This window comes from Fusibacter sp. QWL-12 (genome assembly GCF_058683495.1).
Window position 1 is genome coordinate 2,097,873 of the sequence record NZ_CM178745.1, and the last position, 18,120, is coordinate 2,115,992.

General features: G+C 40.3%; 19 protein-coding genes. 5 read left to right on the top strand and 14 right to left on the bottom strand.

Annotated elements, in window-relative coordinates; all coding sequences use genetic code 11:
• Positions 1-287 precede the first annotated feature (287 nt).
• The 5 genes from AC4PID_RS10160 to AC4PID_RS10180 are packed head-to-tail and all read right to left on the bottom strand — an operon-like array spanning position 288 to position 5,011.
• On the bottom strand, positions 288-1,028 hold the full coding sequence (locus AC4PID_RS10160; protein WP_492131896.1) for an ABC transporter permease: 741 nt from the start codon (positions 1,026-1,028) through the stop codon (positions 288-290).
• A complete protein-coding gene (locus AC4PID_RS10165) occupies positions 1,025-1,786 on the bottom strand; it encodes an ABC transporter ATP-binding protein (protein WP_492131897.1) in 762 nt (253 codons plus the stop codon). The genes AC4PID_RS10160 and AC4PID_RS10165 overlap by 4 nt, the downstream gene beginning before the upstream one ends.
• Positions 1,779-2,360: a UbiX family flavin prenyltransferase gene (locus AC4PID_RS10170; protein WP_492131898.1), complete on the bottom strand. Its 582-nt coding sequence runs from the start codon at positions 2,358-2,360 to the stop codon at positions 1,779-1,781. The genes AC4PID_RS10165 and AC4PID_RS10170 overlap by 8 nt, the downstream gene beginning before the upstream one ends.
• Positions 2,361-2,394: 34 nt before the next feature.
• Positions 2,395-3,288 carry a UbiA-like polyprenyltransferase gene (locus AC4PID_RS10175; RefSeq protein WP_492131899.1) on the bottom strand — a complete coding sequence of 298 codons (894 nt, stop codon included), beginning with the start codon at positions 3,286-3,288 and terminating at the stop codon, positions 2,395-2,397.
• Complete coding sequence (locus AC4PID_RS10180) at positions 3,275-5,011, bottom strand: menaquinone biosynthesis decarboxylase (protein WP_492131900.1); 1,737 nt, start codon at positions 5,009-5,011, stop codon at positions 3,275-3,277. Before AC4PID_RS10180 ends, AC4PID_RS10175 begins: the two co-directional genes overlap by 14 nt.
• A gap of 117 nt (positions 5,012-5,128) precedes the next feature.
• Between AC4PID_RS10180 and AC4PID_RS10185 the strand changes: the two genes are divergently transcribed.
• Positions 5,129-6,061, top strand: coding sequence for an ABC transporter substrate-binding protein (locus AC4PID_RS10185; protein ID WP_492131901.1), 933 nt, complete (start codon positions 5,129-5,131; stop codon positions 6,059-6,061).
• Between the two features lie 160 nt (positions 6,062-6,221).
• Here the strand turns inward: AC4PID_RS10185 and AC4PID_RS10190 are convergent, their stop codons facing one another.
• The 9 genes from AC4PID_RS10190 to acpP all read right to left on the bottom strand — a co-directional run bounded on the left by AC4PID_RS10190 (position 6,222) and on the right by acpP (position 13,653).
• The gene (locus AC4PID_RS10190) at positions 6,222-6,695 is read right to left on the bottom strand and encodes a MarR family winged helix-turn-helix transcriptional regulator (RefSeq protein WP_492131902.1); all 474 of its coding nucleotides are present in this window, start codon (positions 6,693-6,695) and stop codon (positions 6,222-6,224) included.
• Positions 6,696-6,767: 72 nt separating this feature from the next.
• Entirely contained in the window at positions 6,768-8,048 is a 1,281-nt protein-coding gene (locus AC4PID_RS10195) for a glutamate-5-semialdehyde dehydrogenase (RefSeq protein ID WP_492131903.1), read from the bottom strand.
• A 4-nt stretch (positions 8,049-8,052) separates the two neighbouring features.
• Positions 8,053-8,844 carry a glutamate 5-kinase gene (gene proB, locus AC4PID_RS10200; RefSeq protein ID WP_492131904.1) on the bottom strand — a complete coding sequence of 264 codons (792 nt, stop codon included), beginning with the start codon at positions 8,842-8,844 and terminating at the stop codon, positions 8,053-8,055.
• Positions 8,845-8,997: 153 nt separating this feature from the next.
• Positions 8,998-9,423, bottom strand: a complete 426-nt coding sequence (gene fabZ, locus AC4PID_RS10205) for a 3-hydroxyacyl-ACP dehydratase FabZ (RefSeq protein ID WP_492131905.1) — start codon at positions 9,421-9,423, stop codon at positions 8,998-9,000.
• Positions 9,424-9,425: 2 nt separating this feature from the next.
• Entirely contained in the window at positions 9,426-10,664 is a 1,239-nt protein-coding gene (gene fabF, locus AC4PID_RS10210; RefSeq protein ID WP_492131906.1) for a beta-ketoacyl-ACP synthase II, read from the bottom strand.
• A 13-nt stretch (positions 10,665-10,677) separates the two neighbouring features.
• Entirely contained in the window at positions 10,678-11,400 is a 723-nt protein-coding gene (gene fabG / locus AC4PID_RS10215; RefSeq protein ID WP_492131907.1) for a 3-oxoacyl-[acyl-carrier-protein] reductase, read from the bottom strand.
• A gap of 8 nt (positions 11,401-11,408) precedes the next feature.
• Complete coding sequence (gene fabD / locus AC4PID_RS10220) at positions 11,409-12,365, bottom strand: ACP S-malonyltransferase (protein ID WP_492131908.1); 957 nt, start codon at positions 12,363-12,365, stop codon at positions 11,409-11,411.
• A 9-nt stretch (positions 12,366-12,374) separates the two neighbouring features.
• Positions 12,375-13,319 carry an enoyl-[acyl-carrier-protein] reductase FabK gene (gene fabK / locus AC4PID_RS10225; protein ID WP_492131909.1) on the bottom strand — a complete coding sequence of 315 codons (945 nt, stop codon included), beginning with the start codon at positions 13,317-13,319 and terminating at the stop codon, positions 12,375-12,377.
• Positions 13,320-13,422: 103 nt separating this feature from the next.
• Complete coding sequence (acpP, locus tag AC4PID_RS10230; protein WP_492131910.1) at positions 13,423-13,653, bottom strand: acyl carrier protein; 231 nt, start codon at positions 13,651-13,653, stop codon at positions 13,423-13,425.
• Between the two features lie 287 nt (positions 13,654-13,940).
• Here acpP and AC4PID_RS10235 point away from each other — a divergent pair, with 287 nt between their 5' ends.
• From AC4PID_RS10235 to AC4PID_RS10250, 4 genes are read left to right on the top strand one after another with little or no spacing between them, the layout of a single operon-like run.
• Complete coding sequence (locus tag AC4PID_RS10235; RefSeq protein WP_492131911.1) at positions 13,941-15,104, top strand: SPFH domain-containing protein; 1,164 nt, start codon at positions 13,941-13,943, stop codon at positions 15,102-15,104.
• 4 nt (positions 15,105-15,108) lie between these two features.
• The gene (locus tag AC4PID_RS10240; RefSeq protein ID WP_492131912.1) at positions 15,109-16,218 is read left to right on the top strand and encodes a TFIIB-type zinc ribbon-containing protein; all 1,110 of its coding nucleotides are present in this window, start codon (positions 15,109-15,111) and stop codon (positions 16,216-16,218) included.
• 25 nt (positions 16,219-16,243) lie between these two features.
• Entirely contained in the window at positions 16,244-17,449 is a 1,206-nt protein-coding gene (locus tag AC4PID_RS10245; protein ID WP_492131913.1) for a histidine kinase, read from the top strand.
• Positions 17,442-18,071, top strand: coding sequence for a response regulator (locus AC4PID_RS10250; RefSeq protein WP_492131914.1), 630 nt, complete (start codon positions 17,442-17,444; stop codon positions 18,069-18,071). Before AC4PID_RS10245 ends, AC4PID_RS10250 begins: the two co-directional genes overlap by 8 nt.
• Positions 18,072-18,120 lie beyond the last annotated feature (49 nt).

Here is an 18,120-nt window from a genome sequence, read left to right on the forward strand (position 1 = left end):
CACAAGAACACAAGAACACAAGAAAATAAGAAAATAAGAAAATAAGATTAATAAGTTTAATATTTAGTAAGCATAATAAAAGTTACTAAGAGAAAAAAAGTTACTAAGAGAAAAAAAGTTACTAAGAGAAAAAAAGTTACTAAGAGAAATAAAAGTTACTAAGAGAAAAAAAGCTACTAAGAGAAAAAAAGCTACTAAGAGATTTAATTTAAACTAATAGATAAAACATAAAATCCTACAGTCACATCAAATAAAACGATGTGACTGTAGGATTTATTTTTTAATGATTAGTCTCTCGTATTTTGCCAACGGCAAAGCTTTTTCTCAATAAAATCTATGCTTTGGAAGAGGAAGACGCCCATTAAGCTGATGGCGACGATGCCTGCAAACATCCCCTTATAATCGAGTTTTAGCCAGCTGTCCATGATGTAGTACCCGATCCCGTACTTGGTCGCAAAGTTCTCTGCAAAAAAGAGTACGGAGATGGAGGTGCCAATGCTAACTCTTAAAGACGTTAAGAGATTGGGCAGCAGTGCGGGAATAATGAGGTGCCTATAAACTTGAGTCTTAGATGCGCCAAGTGTTTGCATCGCCGTAAAATAGCTTTTGTTAATCCCTTTGACACCATCTCGTGTACTGACGAGGATTTGGAAAATCAAAATCAAACCGACAAGGATGATTTTTGATAGGTTCCCTAGTCCAAAGAAAAGCATCAATAAAGGAAGAAATGCAATTTTAGGCACAGGATAAAGCGCGTAGATGACAGGTGATAACCAGCTGTCGAGTTTAGGATGCATCGCAATTAAGATCCCTATTGGTGCACCGATGATGACCGTAAAAAAAATCGCAACTAGGATTCGATATAAGCTATATACAACATGAAGGCCAATGGTTGGCGCATGCTTTAAGAAAACCATAAAAGTATCATGTGGTGCGGGTACGAGTCTTTGACCTGCAGTGAAACTCATAAGATACCAGACGATAAGAATAACACAGAGTGCATAAAGGTGGCGTTTTGACTGTTTCATCTGGCACCTCCATCTGCAAGGTGAATTTCTTTCATCGCCTGTCTGATCTGTAGGCAGAGCGCATAAAATTCAGGTTTTTCACGAAGCTCAAGGTCACCGAAGCTTGGGTTATCAAAGCGATGTGTGATTGCACCACCCGTTTGTGACATCAGTAAGATCTCACGTCCAAGGAATACGGCTTCTTCAATGTTGTGTGTAACCGTAACCCAAGTGGTCTCTTGTTTACTAGAAAGACCGATTACAGAATTTTGAAGCGCTTCACGGGTGATGGTATCCAGTGCTGAAAACGGTTCATCCATCAGTAGCAGCTCTGGACTTAATAGCCATGCACGACCTATGGCAACCCTTTGTTTTTGCCCACCACTGAGCTGGTGTGGGTACTTGTCCAGGTGGGTGTCGAGACCTAATTTGATGGCTAATTTTTCGATAGAATCTGTCATTTCAGAGCTGAGTTTTTTATACTTGATGATCAGACCTAGCGAAAGGTTTTCTCTGACTGTTTTCCATGGAAACAGCCCATACTCCTGTAACACAGTCGCAACGTGTGAAGGTGTAGACTCGCTTTCGAAGATTAAGCTACCAGTCTTTGGCTGAATCAAGCCACCCAATGTATAGAGCAACGTCGTCTTACCACAGCCAGAATGCCCGATTAAGGTATAGGATTTTCCCTTTTCTAAGGTAAGTGTCAAGTTATCTATAATGGTTTGTTCACCATAGCCTACTGTAACTTCATTAAGTGTGAGCAGATCTTTACGCATGTGCTTCTCCCCAAACGCGGTGTGACTCTGATTTGATTCCCAGAGATAATAGCACTCTGGCAGCCGTCTGTGTGACGATTTCTTCTACAGTCGTAGGACGATTGTAATAGGCAGGTACTGGTGGCAATATAGTCGCGCCATTCTGCGTGAGGGTCAACATGTTTTGTAGATGAATGCCACTAAGTGGCGTCTCTCTCGTGACGAGAACGAGGGGTCTTTTTTCCTTTAAAGCAACATCCGCCGCTCGGATAATCAAAGTATCTGAAATGCCATGCGCGATTTTCCCCAAGGTCCCCATGCTACAAGGCACGATAACCATGGCATCGATGCTATATGAGCCACTTGCCAGTTGTCCGAAGAGATCGGTGTTATCATACTTTATAAAGTGCGGGTGACTTAGGTAGTTTGAAAGCCATGTCGCATAAGGCGTTTCAAGTTCATAGGATAGTACTTTTTCACCCACTTGCGTCGCCACAAAGTGAACCTCGTGCCCAGCGTCCAGTAGCTGTTTGATGACGCTGTTTGCAAGTGTACTGCCACTGGCGCCAGTAAGACCAACAGCGATTTTTTTCATAGGGTTTCCTTTCTATCTCACAATTGAAAATCCTTTATTTTAAGAAGATATCAAGTGTGGTTGTAATCAACAGTTGTGTTGAAATCAGTTGGTTGATATGATAAGCAGCAAAATTCATTTTGATACGGTGTCCGGGATCGATTAAGCCGTGCTCGATCAGTAGAAGCAATGCGCTGATGCCAACACCGATGTAATAAATCACGCCTAGACCAGCAAATACGCCTACCGCAATTAAAAGCCCCCACATGATCAGGTGGAAGGTTCTAGCGATGATGAGTGCGCCTTTTAATCCAAAGCGAGCTGGGATTGAAAAGAGGCCAGTCGCTCGATCGAAGTCGATGTCTTGAGTGCCATAGATGATATCGAAACCAGCAATCCAAAGCGTAACGATGGCGCCTAAAAACAATGGGATCCAGTGGATACCAGCGGTTACAGCAATCCAAGCGCCCACTGGAGCACCTGCACAAGTTATACCGAGGACGATGTGACAGAGCCATGTGAAGCGTTTGGTATAGCTATAAAGTGTGAAAAGTGCCAGTGCAATCGGTGAAAGATAAAAACAAAGCGTGTTGATTTGATAAGCACCAAATACAAATAAGATATAGCAAAGCGCTGTAATAATTAACACTTCCTTAGACTTAACGATACCTTTTGGCATGTGTCGATGCTGTGTCCTTGGATTGAGCGCATCGTACTTTTGATCGACATAACGGTTGAGCGCATTGGCGCCATTTCTACCAGCAAATAGACAGACCATAACCCATATGAAGGTATGGAGATCAGGAAAGCCTTTTGCTGCGATAAAGAGCGAGATCAGTGCAAAGGGGAGTGAAAACAAAGTATGAGAGAACATAACGAGCTCGCCATAGGTATTGATTTTACTAAAGATCCTTTGCAACCAACCTTGTGTATTATTATTTAATGCCATATTTGTCCCATCTTTCTGTCACATAGGCTTTCATTTCGTCAGACATCTCTATATCATCTGGCCAAGGGCGATGTAAGCCATCTGCAGGTCCCTTTTTAGTTGCATCCAGCGCGATGTAGAGTCGATCGTGTGCGTTTTTGCCCGTCATCATATCGCGTTTCGGATCGATGTTATTAAAAATCTTCCAAAACACTGTGGATAAATCTTCAGGTTTAACCCATTCATCCACAACGACAACAAGACGGTGTTCGCCTTTTTCGTTTTCTTTCATGATGTCATGCGCAGTTTGTGAAGTATTGGCCTTATCAAAAGGAATGACCTTAAGTGCTTTAAGGGGTGCATCATATGAACGCGTTTGATTGTAGCTTGGATCGATCTCAACCTCTCTTTTGCGAGTTGCATCGACACCCAATCTAAAGCCTTGGAAGGCTCTGTTAGAGGCATGATCCAGCGCATCCAGTGGTCCTTCAGTAATGATGAGATGACTTTCATCGGTCACATTTGCCTCTAGCGCAGCAGCAACTGCTTGATAATCATGGACGTTAACCGTATGGTCAACGACGATAATCATTTTGGTATACATCATCTGACCGAGACCCCAGAGACCGTAGAGCACCTTATTGGCGTGTCTTGGGAAACCCTTTTTAATAGAGACGATGGCACAGTTGTGAAACACGCCTTCAAGTGGCATGTCCATATCTATGATTTCAGGTGTTTGAATTTTCATCAGTGGTATAAAGATGCGTTCAGTTGCCTTTCCGAGATAACAATCCTCCATCGGTGGCTTGCCCACTATGGTCGTCGGATAGATCGCGCCATTGCGATGCGTGATTTTCTCTAGATGAAATACAGGGTACTGATCGGCAAGAGAATAATAGCCCGTGTGATCCCCAAATGGACCTTCGAGGCGACGCTCGTCTAAATCCACATAACCTTCGAGGATAAACTCAGCTTCAGCGGGTACGTAGATGTCGTTGGTAACCGATTTGACCAGCTTAACCGGTCTCTTTTTAAGGTAGCCAGCAAAAATCATCTCATCAACCATTTTTGGTAGTGGGGCAGTTGCGGCATAGATAATCGTCGGATCACATCCTATCGCTACTGAAACCGGCATTATCTTCCCTAGTTTTCTATATTTTTCATAGATTTCTTTTCCATCTTTGTGTAGGTGCCAGTGCATACCTGTGGTTTTTGCATCGTAAACCTGCATACGGTACATACCGACATTTTGTTGACCGTTATCAGGGTCTTTGGTAAAGACCAGTGGTAGGGTGATGTATTTACCGCCGTCATCTGGCCAACATTTTATGATAGGCAATAAGTCGAGGTTGGGTTCGATGATCACATCTTGACAAGCCCCTTTCTTTACCTTTCGTGGGAATATAAACGGGAGTGGTGCAAGCTTAGGAATGGCTTTAACCTTTCCTAAAAGTGAAGCATAAGCGCCAACGTCCATATAACCTGCAATTTCTTTAGCGATATCATCTAAGTTTGTAACGCCAAAGCTAAGATTGAGTCGCTCGTAAGTGCCCATTGCATTGATGACAAGTGGGAAACTCGATCCTTTAACGTTATTAAACTGTAGTGCATTACCGTATTTTTTTGAGATTCTGTCTGCGATTTCTGTGATTTCTAATTCTGGGTCAACTTCTATATCTATCTCTGTGAGAAGTTCTCTTTCTTTTAAAGCTTTCAGGAAGCTCTGAAGATTTTTATAGGGCATACCATCCTCCTTATTAACACCTTAGATTATAGCTATTTTAAGGGCTGGTGTCAATTTAGCTATATTGACTGACTAGGTCAAATATGTTAGCATGAATAGGTTGACAAGGAGGACATCATGAAAAAAATGATTACAGTAATGCTTGCTATATTATTAGTTGCAAGCTTAGTACTTGCAGGTTGTTCTGCAAAAGTAGAAGAGAGACAAAGCCTTAGAATTGGCGTTATGTCAGATTTAGGGGCTGCGCCATTTGTCGTTGCAAAGGAAAATGGCTTTTTCGATAAATTAGGATTAGACGTAGAAATTACGGTATTCAAAAGTGCTACAGATAGAGATACCGCAATGCAAACGGGTAACTTAGACGCTGCAATGGCAGATATGTTAACGATTGTATTTTATAATGACGGTGCATTTGATTCTAAAATGATTGCTGCAACCTATGGTGACTATGTGATGTCATCGACACCAAACTTAGATGCAGCTGCGTTAAAAGCACTTGATCAAATCAATGTCGGTATTTCTGCAAACACGGTTATCGATTTTACAACGCAACAAATCGCTGAGAGTTTAGGCGTTGAGGGTCAAGTTGAAACGGTTGCAATTCCACAAATGCCAGTAAGACTTGAAATGCTTGCAGCTGGTGAACTTCAAGCGGCGACATTACCTGAGCCTTTGGCATCAGCTGCTGTTTTAGGTGGTGGCGAGAAGGTGAGTGGTACATTGGATTTAGGGCTTGAGCCAGGGATCTTTATCGCGACACAAGCAGTAATCGATGAAAAATCTGCAGCTTTAGAGAAGCTATTGGAAGGTTACAATCAAGGTGTCGATTATTTGAACGATACAGAGCAAGGCACTTATATTCAACTTTTAATCGATCAATTAGGTTTCCCACCAACACTTGCAGAGTCGTTTGACTTCCCAACACTTGCGCATGCAACTGCAGCAAACGAAGCAACATTTGCTAAAGTACTTTCTTGGATGCAAGAAAGAGAGCTAACAACTTCTGAATACAGTTATTCAGACTTAAACGAAGGCAAATTCATTAAATAGTCGTCAACAAAATAGGCCTTTGGTACAATTGAACAAAAATATAAAGGACCGTAACCAATCAAAATTTGATTGATTCTGGTCCTTTTTTTTAGTCATATGAAAAAGAGCTATTGCGCATCTATTTAATTAGATTTGCAACAGCTCTTTTTTTAATACAGTTTTAGTTGTTCTTTCCGTTTGAAGGAAAGAGCGTTTCAGAGAGCAGATGATTGAGATTGGAAAAGGACTGATCCAATTTTTCTAGTGTTTTGAAATCGAGATCAAGTAATTGTGACGCCATTTCATCACCGAAACTATCGAGTGTTGACTCGACGATCTGCTTGCCTTTCTCAGTTAATGAAATATAATAAATTCTCTTGTCCTCGAGGTCAATTTGCTTTTGTATATAACCATTTTCAATTGCAGTTTTTACGTATCTACTGCAATTCGGAAGTGAAATATTGAGAATATCAGAAACTTCTGAGATCATCAACTTCTCGTGGCGATACACAGTATGTAGCAATTTGAATTCAAGTTTACTCACTGCCTCTGCTTGATTCTTGATAATGCTAGACTGAATAACTTCTTCGTAAAAATCGTTGAAAATCATGACTTGTTTCAAAATGTTTTTGATCTTATGGTTGTTGTCCTTCATTTGTCAATCACACTCCTTAACTCATTATAAAATGACAGATATATAATTGCAACCTACAATCCTGTCAGAAAACTATTTTCTGATTTGACCTGTCCCATAAACGATATATTTAATCGTTGTTAACGCTTTTAATCCCATCGGACCTCTTGCGTGTAGCTTTTGCGTACTAATGCCTATTTCAGCGCCAAAGCCAAACTGCCCACCATCTGTGAAACGCGTAGAAGCATTGACATATACTGCTGAAGAGTCTACACTTGCAAGGAATTTTTGTGCGTGCTCATAGCAATCCGTTAAAATGGCTTCACTATGCCCTGTGCTATAGTTGTCGATGTGATCGACGGCTTCTGTTAAGCTATCAACCACTTTTATAGCTAATTTAAAATCGAGGTACTCGGTTTGATAATCCACTTCAGTTGCATGCCATGCGCTGGATAGATCACAGTTTGAAGCTTCAGCAATCGCCCAACTCTTTTCACAAAGTGCAACGCTGACGTTTGATGTTTTCAGTGAAGCGAGTAGAGTAGGAAGAAGCTCAGGTGCGATTCGGTTATGAATAAGAACCGTTTCAACCGCATTACAGGCACCAGGTCTTTGAACCTTTGCATTGAGAATGATTTCCACACTTTTTTCGATAGAATAATATTCATCTACGTAAATATGGCAGTTGCCTGTTCCTGTTTCAATCATTGGCACCTTAGAATGCTCAGCGACAAATTGAATCAAACCTGCACCGCCTCTAGGAATCACGCAGTCGATGGCGTCTCTTGCGCTTAAAAGTTGCTTTGTGAAGTCACGATCTGGCGTTTTCACAAGTTGAACGGTACCTGTCGGCATGCCTTGCTTTTCTATAGCGGCGTCAATTGCCTTTAAAAGCGCAATATTGGTCGTGAGTGCGTCAGAACCACCTTTGAGGATAACTGCATTACCGGTCTTTAAACAAAGAGCAGTGGCGTCTACGGTGACGTTTGGACGGGATTCATAAATCATAGCGATTACGCCAAGCGGTACGCGTTTTTGACCTATGCTTAGTCCAGCTTCATTTAGCCACATAGCATCGACTTCGCCAACTGGATCACTTAATAAAGCGACTTCTTCCAGTCCTTGAATCATTTCGTTAAATCTTTGATCGGTAAGTGAGAGCCTTTCAACCATTGCTTCTTTTAGTCCGCCAGCTCTTGCATCGGCGACGTCAATGGTATTTGCAGAGAGTATATCTGTTTTGGCATTTATAAGCTCATCCTTAATCGCTAATAGCAATTGATTCTTATCTGCTGTAGATAATGTTCTTAGAACTTTGGAAGCTTCTTTAGCAAGCTTTCCCATCTTTTTAATATCTTCACTATAATTTTGCATATTTTTATCCCCTAAAATCAAAAAATGTACCGTCTGCATTCCCCTCTAGTAGTAGATTGAGAATGTTAGGTGTGCCACTATTGACAATTAACATCGTTTTTTCAGCGCTTGCAATGATGCGAGCCGCTTTGAATTTGGTTTGCATACCGCCAGTTCCTACTTTAGAGCCAGCGTCGCCAGCATCAATCTTTGATAAATCATCAAGAGAGTTGATTTTAGGAATCATAGTTGCGTCCTCAAACTTCCTAGGGTCTTTATTATATACCCCATTAATGTCTGATAAAATAATTAAATTTTCAAAATCAATCATTTTACAAACTGCAGCCGATAAAGTGTCATTATCGCCTACTTTGATCTCATCTATAGCCACTACATCGTTCTCGTTAACGATAGGAATTACGCCGTGTTTTGTAAGAGCTGATAGTGCGTTAACACTATGTGTTTTTCTCTGCGGGTCTACCATATCTTCCTTAGTTAGTAAGACTTGAGCGACGGTAATCCCATATTCTGAGAAGAATTTTTCATACATATGCATTAACGTACCTTGTCCGACTGCTGCAGCTGCTTGCTTTTCTGGGATAGATTTAGGCTTCTCGGGCAGTTTCATTTTTCCAATCCCAGCAGCGATAGCGCCAGAAGATACGACAATAATTGATCGACCGCTATTATATAGATTTGCAATTTGTTTGACGATGCTCTCCATCTTCCAAAGATCCAGTAAGCCACTTTCATGTGTCAACGAGGAAGAGCCAATTTTGATAACGATTTTATTAAATTCTTTAATTGAGTGTTTCATACCTGCCTCCTAAATTTCAATGAGTATATCACAATTAAAGGCGCATTGTAAAGACGTTAACAGATTCACAAACATACAAAAAAATATATATGGAAACGAAAACAAAAAGAAGTCTATGTGCATGGTTGACACATAGACTTAATGGAGGATTTTCTATCCAATCATAAAGGAAAGTTCTGCTTCACATGCAACTGTATCGCCCACATAAGCAACTGCCTTTCCAACACCGAAATTAGAGCGTGACTTAATAATTTCGATGGTGAGTGTAAGCGTATCGCCTGGAATGACTTTTCTTCTGAATTTACAGTTGTTAATAGAGGCAAAATAAGCGATTTTACCTTGGTTTTCAGGCTTTTTAAGTATTGCAATTGCACCTACTTGAGCAAGTGCTTCTACTATAAGAACCCCCGGCATAACGTGTTCAGAAGGAAAATGACCTTGGAAAAACGGTTCATTTGCAGTTACGTTTTTAATACCAGTCGCCTTTACCCCTTCTTCTAACTCGAGAATTTGATCTACAAGCATAAAGGGATAGCGGTGTGGTATGATTTCTTGTATTTGATTACTATTTAATAGCATAATTAACCTCTGTATTTCGCAAATATAAGTGATGCATTGTGACCACCAAAGCCGAGAGAATTTGTAAGCGCATATTCAACTTCTTGGTTTCTACCAGTGTTTGGTACGTAGTCAAGGTCACAAAGTGGATCAGCCTCGTTGAAATTGATTGTAGCAGGAACGTAACTATTTTGGATTGAAAGTGCACAAACAGCAGATTCAATACCACCAGCTGCGCCGAGGAGGTGACCAGTCATAGATTTAGTTGATGACACAGGTACTTTATAAGCATAATCGCCAAAAGCAGTTTTGATCGCTGCTGTTTCGAAGATATCGTTGTAAGGTGTGCTTGTTCCGTGTGCATTGATATAATCTACTTTTTCTGGAGCAATATCAGCGTCCTTTAACGCCATTTTCATCGCTCTTGCACCACCCTCGCCACCTGGAGCCGGTGTCGTGATATGATGTGAATCACTTGTTGTACCGTATCCAACTAGCTCAGCATAGATTTTTGCACCACGAGCTTTTGCATGATCAAGTCTTTCGAGGACGAGCATCGCAGAACCTTCTGCCATAACAAAGCCACTTCTGTCTTTGTCGAAAGGAATCGATGCGCGCATTGGGTCTGTCGCTTCACAAAGTGCAGTCATCGCTTGGAAACCACCGATACCGAGTTTTGAGATAGATGCTTCTGTACCACCTGCTAAGATCACATCGTGTGTACCGTATCTGAGTTCTTTTAAAGCTTCACCAATTGCACTTGCACTAGATGCACAAGCTGTGTTGTAAGTGAGACATGAACCTTTGATGCCAAGTTCGATAGAAACATTACCAGCAGCAAGGTTTGCAATTGATTGTGGGATAAAGAAAGGTGAAATTCTATCCACGCCTTTTGTCATCATTTTCTCAGCAGTTTCTTCTATTGTAATTAACCCACCGATGCCATTGCCAAGGTAGACGCCAACATTTTGTGCATTGTCATCAGTGATTGTAAGTCCAGAATCTTCAAGAGCCATTTTAGATGCGGTGATTGCAAAGTGTGTAAAGCGATCCATACGCTTTGCATCTTTTTTATTAATGGTTAAAGTTGGGTCGTAATCTTTGATTTCGCCTGCAACTTTGACTTTAAAATCAGTTGTATCAAACGATTCAATGTGGCTGATACCACATTTACCTGCTTTTATGCCATTCCAAAAATTTTCAACGCCTTGACCGATTGGTGAAACGATACCGATGCCTGTTACAACTACTCTATGTTTCATGTTTCCTCCTAAATTACATAGCCATTCCGCCGTCAACTTGAACGACTTGGCCTGTGATGTATTTTGCTTGCTCCGATGCTAAGAAGACGACGAGATTAGCTACGTCCTCAGCTTCTCCAAATTTACCCATTGGAATATTCGATAAAGTAGCTTGTTTTACAGTTTCATCAATCACATCTGTCATGTGGGTTGCGATGAATCCTGGTGCAACAGCATTGACACGAACACCCCTAGGTGCTAGTTCTCTAGCAACTGCTTTTGTGAAACCGATAACGCCTGCTTTTGAAGCCGCATAGTTTGCTTGACCGATATTACCAGAGATACCAACTACTGAAGAAATATTGACGATTGAACCGAAGCGTTGTTTGAACATAATTTTAGCAACGTGCTTTGTGCAGTTAAACGTTCCTTTTAGGTTGGTATTGTTAACTGCGTCAAAGTCTTCCTCAGACATTCTAACAAGAAGGGTGTCTTTCGTGATACCAGCGTTGTTGACGAGTAAATCAATCCTACCAAAATGATCAAAGGCAGCTTTTGCGAGATGCTCTGCGTCTTCAAATGAACTAACATCACCTTTGACAAGAAGTGAATCTGCACCAATTTCATCGACGAATGCTTTAAGCTCATCTTCATTTTTTCTGTAATTTAGAACCAAACTGTAGTTTGCTTTAGCAAGTGCCTCTGCGATACATCTTCCGATACCTCTACCGGCACCTGTTACGATAGCTACTTTCATGATGCCTCCTAAATGGCTTTTTCTATTGTCAATTCTTTAAGTGTATCTACTGCAGTATGCAGTGTTTCTATATCATAAATTGAGATAACTTTTAATGACTTATCAATTTTTGAAACAAAGCCTGAAAGCGCATTTCCAGGACCAAACTCTACTAGAGTATCGATTCCTAATTGTTTCATTGCCTCGATACATTCAATCCATCTTACTGAACTCGTCATTTGTTTTGCCAAGTAAACAGGAATGTCATCTGTACTTGAGACGATTCTACCATCTACATTGGTAATAACAGGTGTGCGCATTTCATTAAAAGAAATTTTTTCAAGCTCAACCGCTAAGTTTTTTTCAGCCGGTAGAAGCATAGAAGTATGGAATGGCGCACTGACTGGTAGTGGGAAGATGCGTCTTGCACCTTCTGCTTTTGCATATTCATGTGCCATTTCAAGAGCAGTTAACTCTCCACCAATAACGATTTGGTTAGGTGCATTATAGTTACAAACTTCTACTATGCCATGCTCAGATGCTTTTTCAGCGACTTTATCAGCTTGCTCAGGTGTTAATCCCATAAGAGCCGTCATACCGCCGATGCCAAGTGGTACTGCATCTTGCATGAACGCGCCTCTTTTTCTAACGAGTTTAACTGCATCTGCAAAAGCAATAGAGCCAGCGCTGACATGTGCACTGTATTCGCCAAGTGAAAGACCAGCGCATGCGGATGGTGATAAATCTATTAGAGATTCAAAGGCCTTAAGCATTGCTACTGAAGTGGTTAGAATTGCAGGCTGTGTTACCTCAGTTTCATTGAGTGCTTCTTGAGTGCCATTAAAGATCAGGTCTTTTAAATCATAACCTAATGCTAAGTTCGCTTCGTCGAAAACGACTTTTGAAGCTTCGAAAGTTTCGTAAAAATCCTTACCCATACCTTGTTTTTGAGCGCCTTGTCCGGCAAACAGATACCCGATTTTCATAAATGCCTCCTATTTTATATGGTCGTAAACACGCGTCATGACCGCTTGGCAATCGCCAAGTAATTCTTCAACGATTTCCTGTGCACTTTGTCTTTTCGTAATTAAACCTGCAACTTGTCCTGCCATAACTGAACCGTAAGTAACGTCGCCATCTACAGCAGCCTTTTTAAGAGCGCCTGCACCTAGGGCTTCAAGCTCATCAGCCGATGCGTTATTTTTTTCGAGTTCACAGTATTGTCTGTAAAGTTTATTTTTAAGTATTCTAACTGGGTGACCTGTTGGTCTGCCCGATACCACTGCTGACGTATCTTTTGCATCAAGTACCATTTCTTTGTAGTTCTCGTGAACGTTACATTCATGAGCAACTAAGAAACGCGTACCAACTTGTATCCCTTCAGCACCAAGCATAAAAGCTGCTGCTGCGCCACGGCCATCTGCTATACCACCTGCAGCAACTACAGGAATCTTAACTGCATCGACCACTTGAGGTACAAGTGCCATCGTCGTGAGTTCACCGATATGACCACCAGCTTCAGTACCCTCGGCGATGAGTGCGTCAACCCCCAAGCTCTCCATACGTCTTGCAAGTGCTACCGAAGGTACTACGGGAATGATTTTAATCCCAGCTTCTTTAAGTCTTTCAACGTATTTACCTGGGCTTCCAGCACCGGTGATGACGATTGGTACTTTTTTATCTATAGCAAGATCGATGATGTCGTCAGCAAATGGACTAAGTAACATGACATTAAGTGCATAAGGACGATCGGTTAAGGTTCTAATTTTATCAACTTGTTCTTCAACGACTTGACGCGGTGCGTTGCCACCTGCAATAACACCTAAGCCACCTGCGTTTGAAACTGCTGCAGCTAAATCTGCATCTGAGATCCAAGCCATACCACCTTGTATCAGCGGGTACTTAGTGCCAAGCAAATTACTTAAGTCATTTGCTCTCATAAAAACCTCCAAATTTTATAAAAAGTTTATTTTTCCCCTTATGAAAGAAAATCCAAAGCTTTCGCAATGGATTTTCAAGTGAAGTGGATGTTATTCAAATTGATTAAGCGTTATAGTTTTCAATATAAGTTACGATGTCGCCAACTGTCTTAATAGAAGCAGCATCGCTCTCAGCAACTTTGATATCAAACTCATCTTCGATAGACATGATTAAATCAACCATATCAAGTGAGTCAGCGCCAAGATCTTCTTTAATTTTGCTTTCTAATGATACTTCATCTGCATCTAAATCCAATTCTTCAACTAAAATTGATTTTACTTTTTCAAAACTCATAGTCTTCCTCCATATACCTTCTCTTTTTATAAGTTCAAATCATACGATTAATCGACTTCAAAAGTCAATCAAAGTATATTGGATTAAGATGTCCCATTCAATAGCTTTTATAAATTGTTTATAATTGAGAATAATTTCTTTATAATCTTTTTTTAATGTGTTTAACCGTCTTATTTAATCATTTATATGTTAAAATAATTATAATCTCGGCAGTTTGAATTTGGTCTTAAAATGGTATAAAAAAGCTAATTGTAGTGTAATATTAATTGTAGAAATGGGAGGCAGAAATGGGTCTTTTGAATTTTATTAAAGGTGAATTTTTAGAAGTTGTACATTGGGAAGATGACAGTCAGGATACGATGGTCTATAAGTTTCCAATGACGGATAAACAACAAATTAAAGAAAACGCGCAATTAATCGTACGACCATCACAAGTGGCGATTTTTGTTTATCAAGGTCAGATCGCTGATGTTTATCAACCTGGTAAATATACGCTACATACTGACACTATGCCAATTTTAACTAGTCTTTCAAACTGGAAGTATCTATTTGAAAACCACTTTAAGACAGATGTATATTTCATAAATACAAAACAGTTTGTTAATCAAAAATGGGGAACTGCCAATCCGATAATGATGCGAGATCAAGATTTTGGGATCTTGAGATTAAGAGGATTCGGCGTTTATTCTTTTAAAGTAAATGAGCCAGTTGCATTTTTAAAAGAAGTCTTTGGCTCAAATAAATTTTTTACAGTTGATCAAATTAATGAACATTTAAAGAGCTTAATTGTATCTACTGTATCTGATGCTATAGCAGAAGCTAAGATCCCAGCGATAGACCTTGCGATGCAATACGATGAAATAGGCAGGTTGACGCAAGCGAGAATCGATGAACGATTTGCAGTTTATGGACTCACAATATCTGACTTTGCGATAGAAAATATTTCTCTGCCAGAATCAGTCGAACAAGCCATCGACAAGCGTTCACAAATGGGTGCACTTGGCGATCTAAACAAATACATGCAGTTTCAAACCGCAGAGGCGATACGCGATGCCGCACAAAATGAAGGCGGTGGTATGGCGAGCATGGGTGCAGGTATGGGCGCAGGCATGGGCATCGGCAAAGCGATGAGTGATATGATGAATGGTATGTCAGGCGGACAGGGTACAGCTAGCCCTTCACAGCCACAAGTTCAGCCACAAAATCAAATAACAAAACCTTGCCTAAACTGTAATCATCCTGTTCCAGAAGGCGCAAAGTTCTGTCCAGAGTGCGGTGCAGATCAAGTTAAAAAATGCATTCATTGCCAAGCAGAGATCAAGGGTAATCCAAAGTTCTGCCCAGAGTGTGGCGGTATACAAACCATGGAAAGTACTTGCGGTAAATGTGGAGAGCCCTATGAAGGTGACTTAAAATTCTGTCCAAACTGTGGCAATAATTTGAAGGGATAATGCCATGAGTGATGTGAATTTAAATGAAAAAACGAAAGTAAGCTCTTGCCCTACCTGTGGTGGCCAAATGGCATTTGACCCTGAGACGGGAGCTTTAAAATGCGGCTACTGTGATTCGGTTAAGGAAATTGAAATGCTAAAAGAAACCGTCATTGAAAACCCATTTGAAGCAGCGCTAAAGGATGGCGTTCGGGAATGGAATGACGATGATATTGCATTGATTCAATGTAAAAATTGTGGCGCTCAAATTGTTTTTGATCCACATACCAAAGCACAGTTTTGCAATTATTGTGGCTCATCTCACGTCAGTGTGATAACCGCAGAGAAAACCATTGCACCAGGCTATGTTATACCGTTTAAAGTAACGGATAAAAAAGCAGGTGAAGCTTTTAAAACCTGGATTAATAAAAGATGGTTTGCACCTAACGATTTGAAAACCGCTTATAAAAACGATAAAATTCTTGGTACGTACGTGCCACATTGGACTTTTGATACGCAAACCTTTAACCGATACACCGCTCAAAGAGGAGATTACTATTATGTGACCAAGACTAGAGTGGTTAATGGTAAGACGGAAACCTATCAGGAGAGACATACGAGATGGACCAACGTAAGTGGCAACTATGAACGATTCTTTGACGACGTACTCGTTACGGCTTCTAAGAAAGTGGATAACCAAATATTGTCTCAAGTGGATTCATTTGACCTTCATGAACTCATCACCTATAAACCCGATTATTTAGCGGGATTCTTCGCTGAGCGATATAGCATAGCGCTCGAAGAAGGCTGGGGAATTGGCAGAAGTGTTATTGATAACCAACTTGAAAGTGAAATCACACATCGAATTGGTGGCGATGAAGTGCGTATGCTCAATGTGGCTACGCATTACGATGATGTCATGTATAAACACATCCTATTACCACTTTGGATCTCTAGCTATCTTTATAAAGGAACGACCTATCACTTTATGGTCAATGGACAAAATGGTACAGTAAAGGGCACTTATCCAAAAAGTGCACTTAAAATTGCATTGGCTATTTTGGCAGTTATCGCCGTTTTTGTGGTGGCATATGTACTGATTTCAGTTAATTCGGCAGATGTGAACACGTATTAAGAAGTAACCATAAAAGAGGGGAATTATGAAGCAGAATAGCATAAAGGCAATCACTGTCATTATCGCTTTATTAATTTCATTTGGATATGAAAACGCCGCTCAGGGCAGAATGGCACTTTTGCTTGCCTTGGGCGGTTCTTTTGTGATGCTCTCGTTTTTACGAGGCAGTTCTCATCAAAAGTTTAAATGGACACTTTTAATAGATGTACTCGTGGTTTTGGGTCTCAATTTCAACTCGAGATTTGATGTGAATTATCTATACATTTTATTTTATCTTTGGATTATCATTGAAGCGGTTGGTTATCATGATTTATATTTTGGTGCAGGCTTTTCATTTATTAGCATCATTGCTGCTGGTTTGAGTTTTTATTACAGTCTTACCTTCCATATCAATTATCAAAGCATTATGGAAGCGTTTATCATTTTGTTTCTAATTGGTCTGTTTATTACGATGCTCTTTATTTATAAGCTTTACAAAAGTGAAAAAATCAGAGTTGATGAGCTCAATGAAAAGCTGAATCATCAAATTGATTTAATGGCACAGACCAACCTAAAACTAGAGGTATCCAATGCATCTTTGGAATCCGCAAGGGAAACCGTCGAGCAGTTGACGCGCATCAAAGAGCGTTCACAGTTAGCAAGAGACCTGCATGATACGATAGGTCATGAGCTGACGGGGCATATTATGTCGCTTGAGATGATAAAATTATCTCCTGAGTCAACTGCTATTAGATCAGAACTACAAGAGACGATTGATCATTCAAGAGAGATCTTAAGAGCACTGAGGGCAATGGTTGAAAAAAATAAAGATGTCATTTTACAAGATAATTTTTATGAAAGCTTGAGTCAAAAATTAGAAAGTTTTTCGACGCACACTAAAATTCAAGCAAAATTGAGTTTTCATCTCAAAAGTGCATCGATTGAAGAACAAGTTTTACAGGTTGCACAGCGCTGTATCGTAGAATCATTAACCAATACCGCTAAGCATAGCCAATCTAAAAATGTATGGGTTTCCATTCAAGAATTGGATGAAGGTGCTGTCCTGATTAAGATTCAGGACGATGGTGGCGGTCAACTCCCAATTGTACTTGGGAATGGACTTAACTTTATTAAAGAGCGCGTTAAAAGATTTGGTGGAACGGTTACATTTGACTGTGATGAAAATGGATTTAGAACGACGATCAAATTACCAGTAAAAGTAGGTAAAGAGAGTGAGGTAAATCGTGATTAAAATAGCGATCGTAGACGACCAGGTTTTGCTTGTTAAAGGAATCAGCATGATTGTTAGCACTGCAAGTGATATGACAGTCATTTGGACGGCTAATAATGGTGAAGAAGCATTATTTTTAGCAGATCAAAACACGCCCGACGTGATATTGATGGACATTCGAATGCCAGTTATGGACGGTGTAGAAGCGACAAAGCAAATCAAATCTAGGTTTCCAAGCACAAAGGTCATTATACTCACGACCTTTATGGAGGACGATGAAATTTACCTATCGATGAAGTTTGGTGCAAGTGGTTATTTGCTTAAAGATGCATCCCCTGAACAGATTTTAGAAGCGATAAGAAATGCGATGACCGGTGGTACCATTATGGCACCTCATGTTGCTTCAAAGCTGGTTAAGCAATTGGATCGCAGCCAAACACCTAATTTCTCTTTTTTAGAAGTACTCACAGCAAGAGAATCAGAGATTGCAGTTCTTATTTCTGATGGCTTAAGCAATCGTGAGATTGCAGACCAGCTGTTCGTCTCAGAAGGGACTGTAAAAAATCACCTTACCAATATTTTAGAAAAGCTTAACCTAAGAGATCGAACACAGCTAGCGATTTACATCCTGAAGAACAAATAGAATGGTTAAAGTCATTTTCATAACCCTTTTTTACGAAATAACTGAAAAA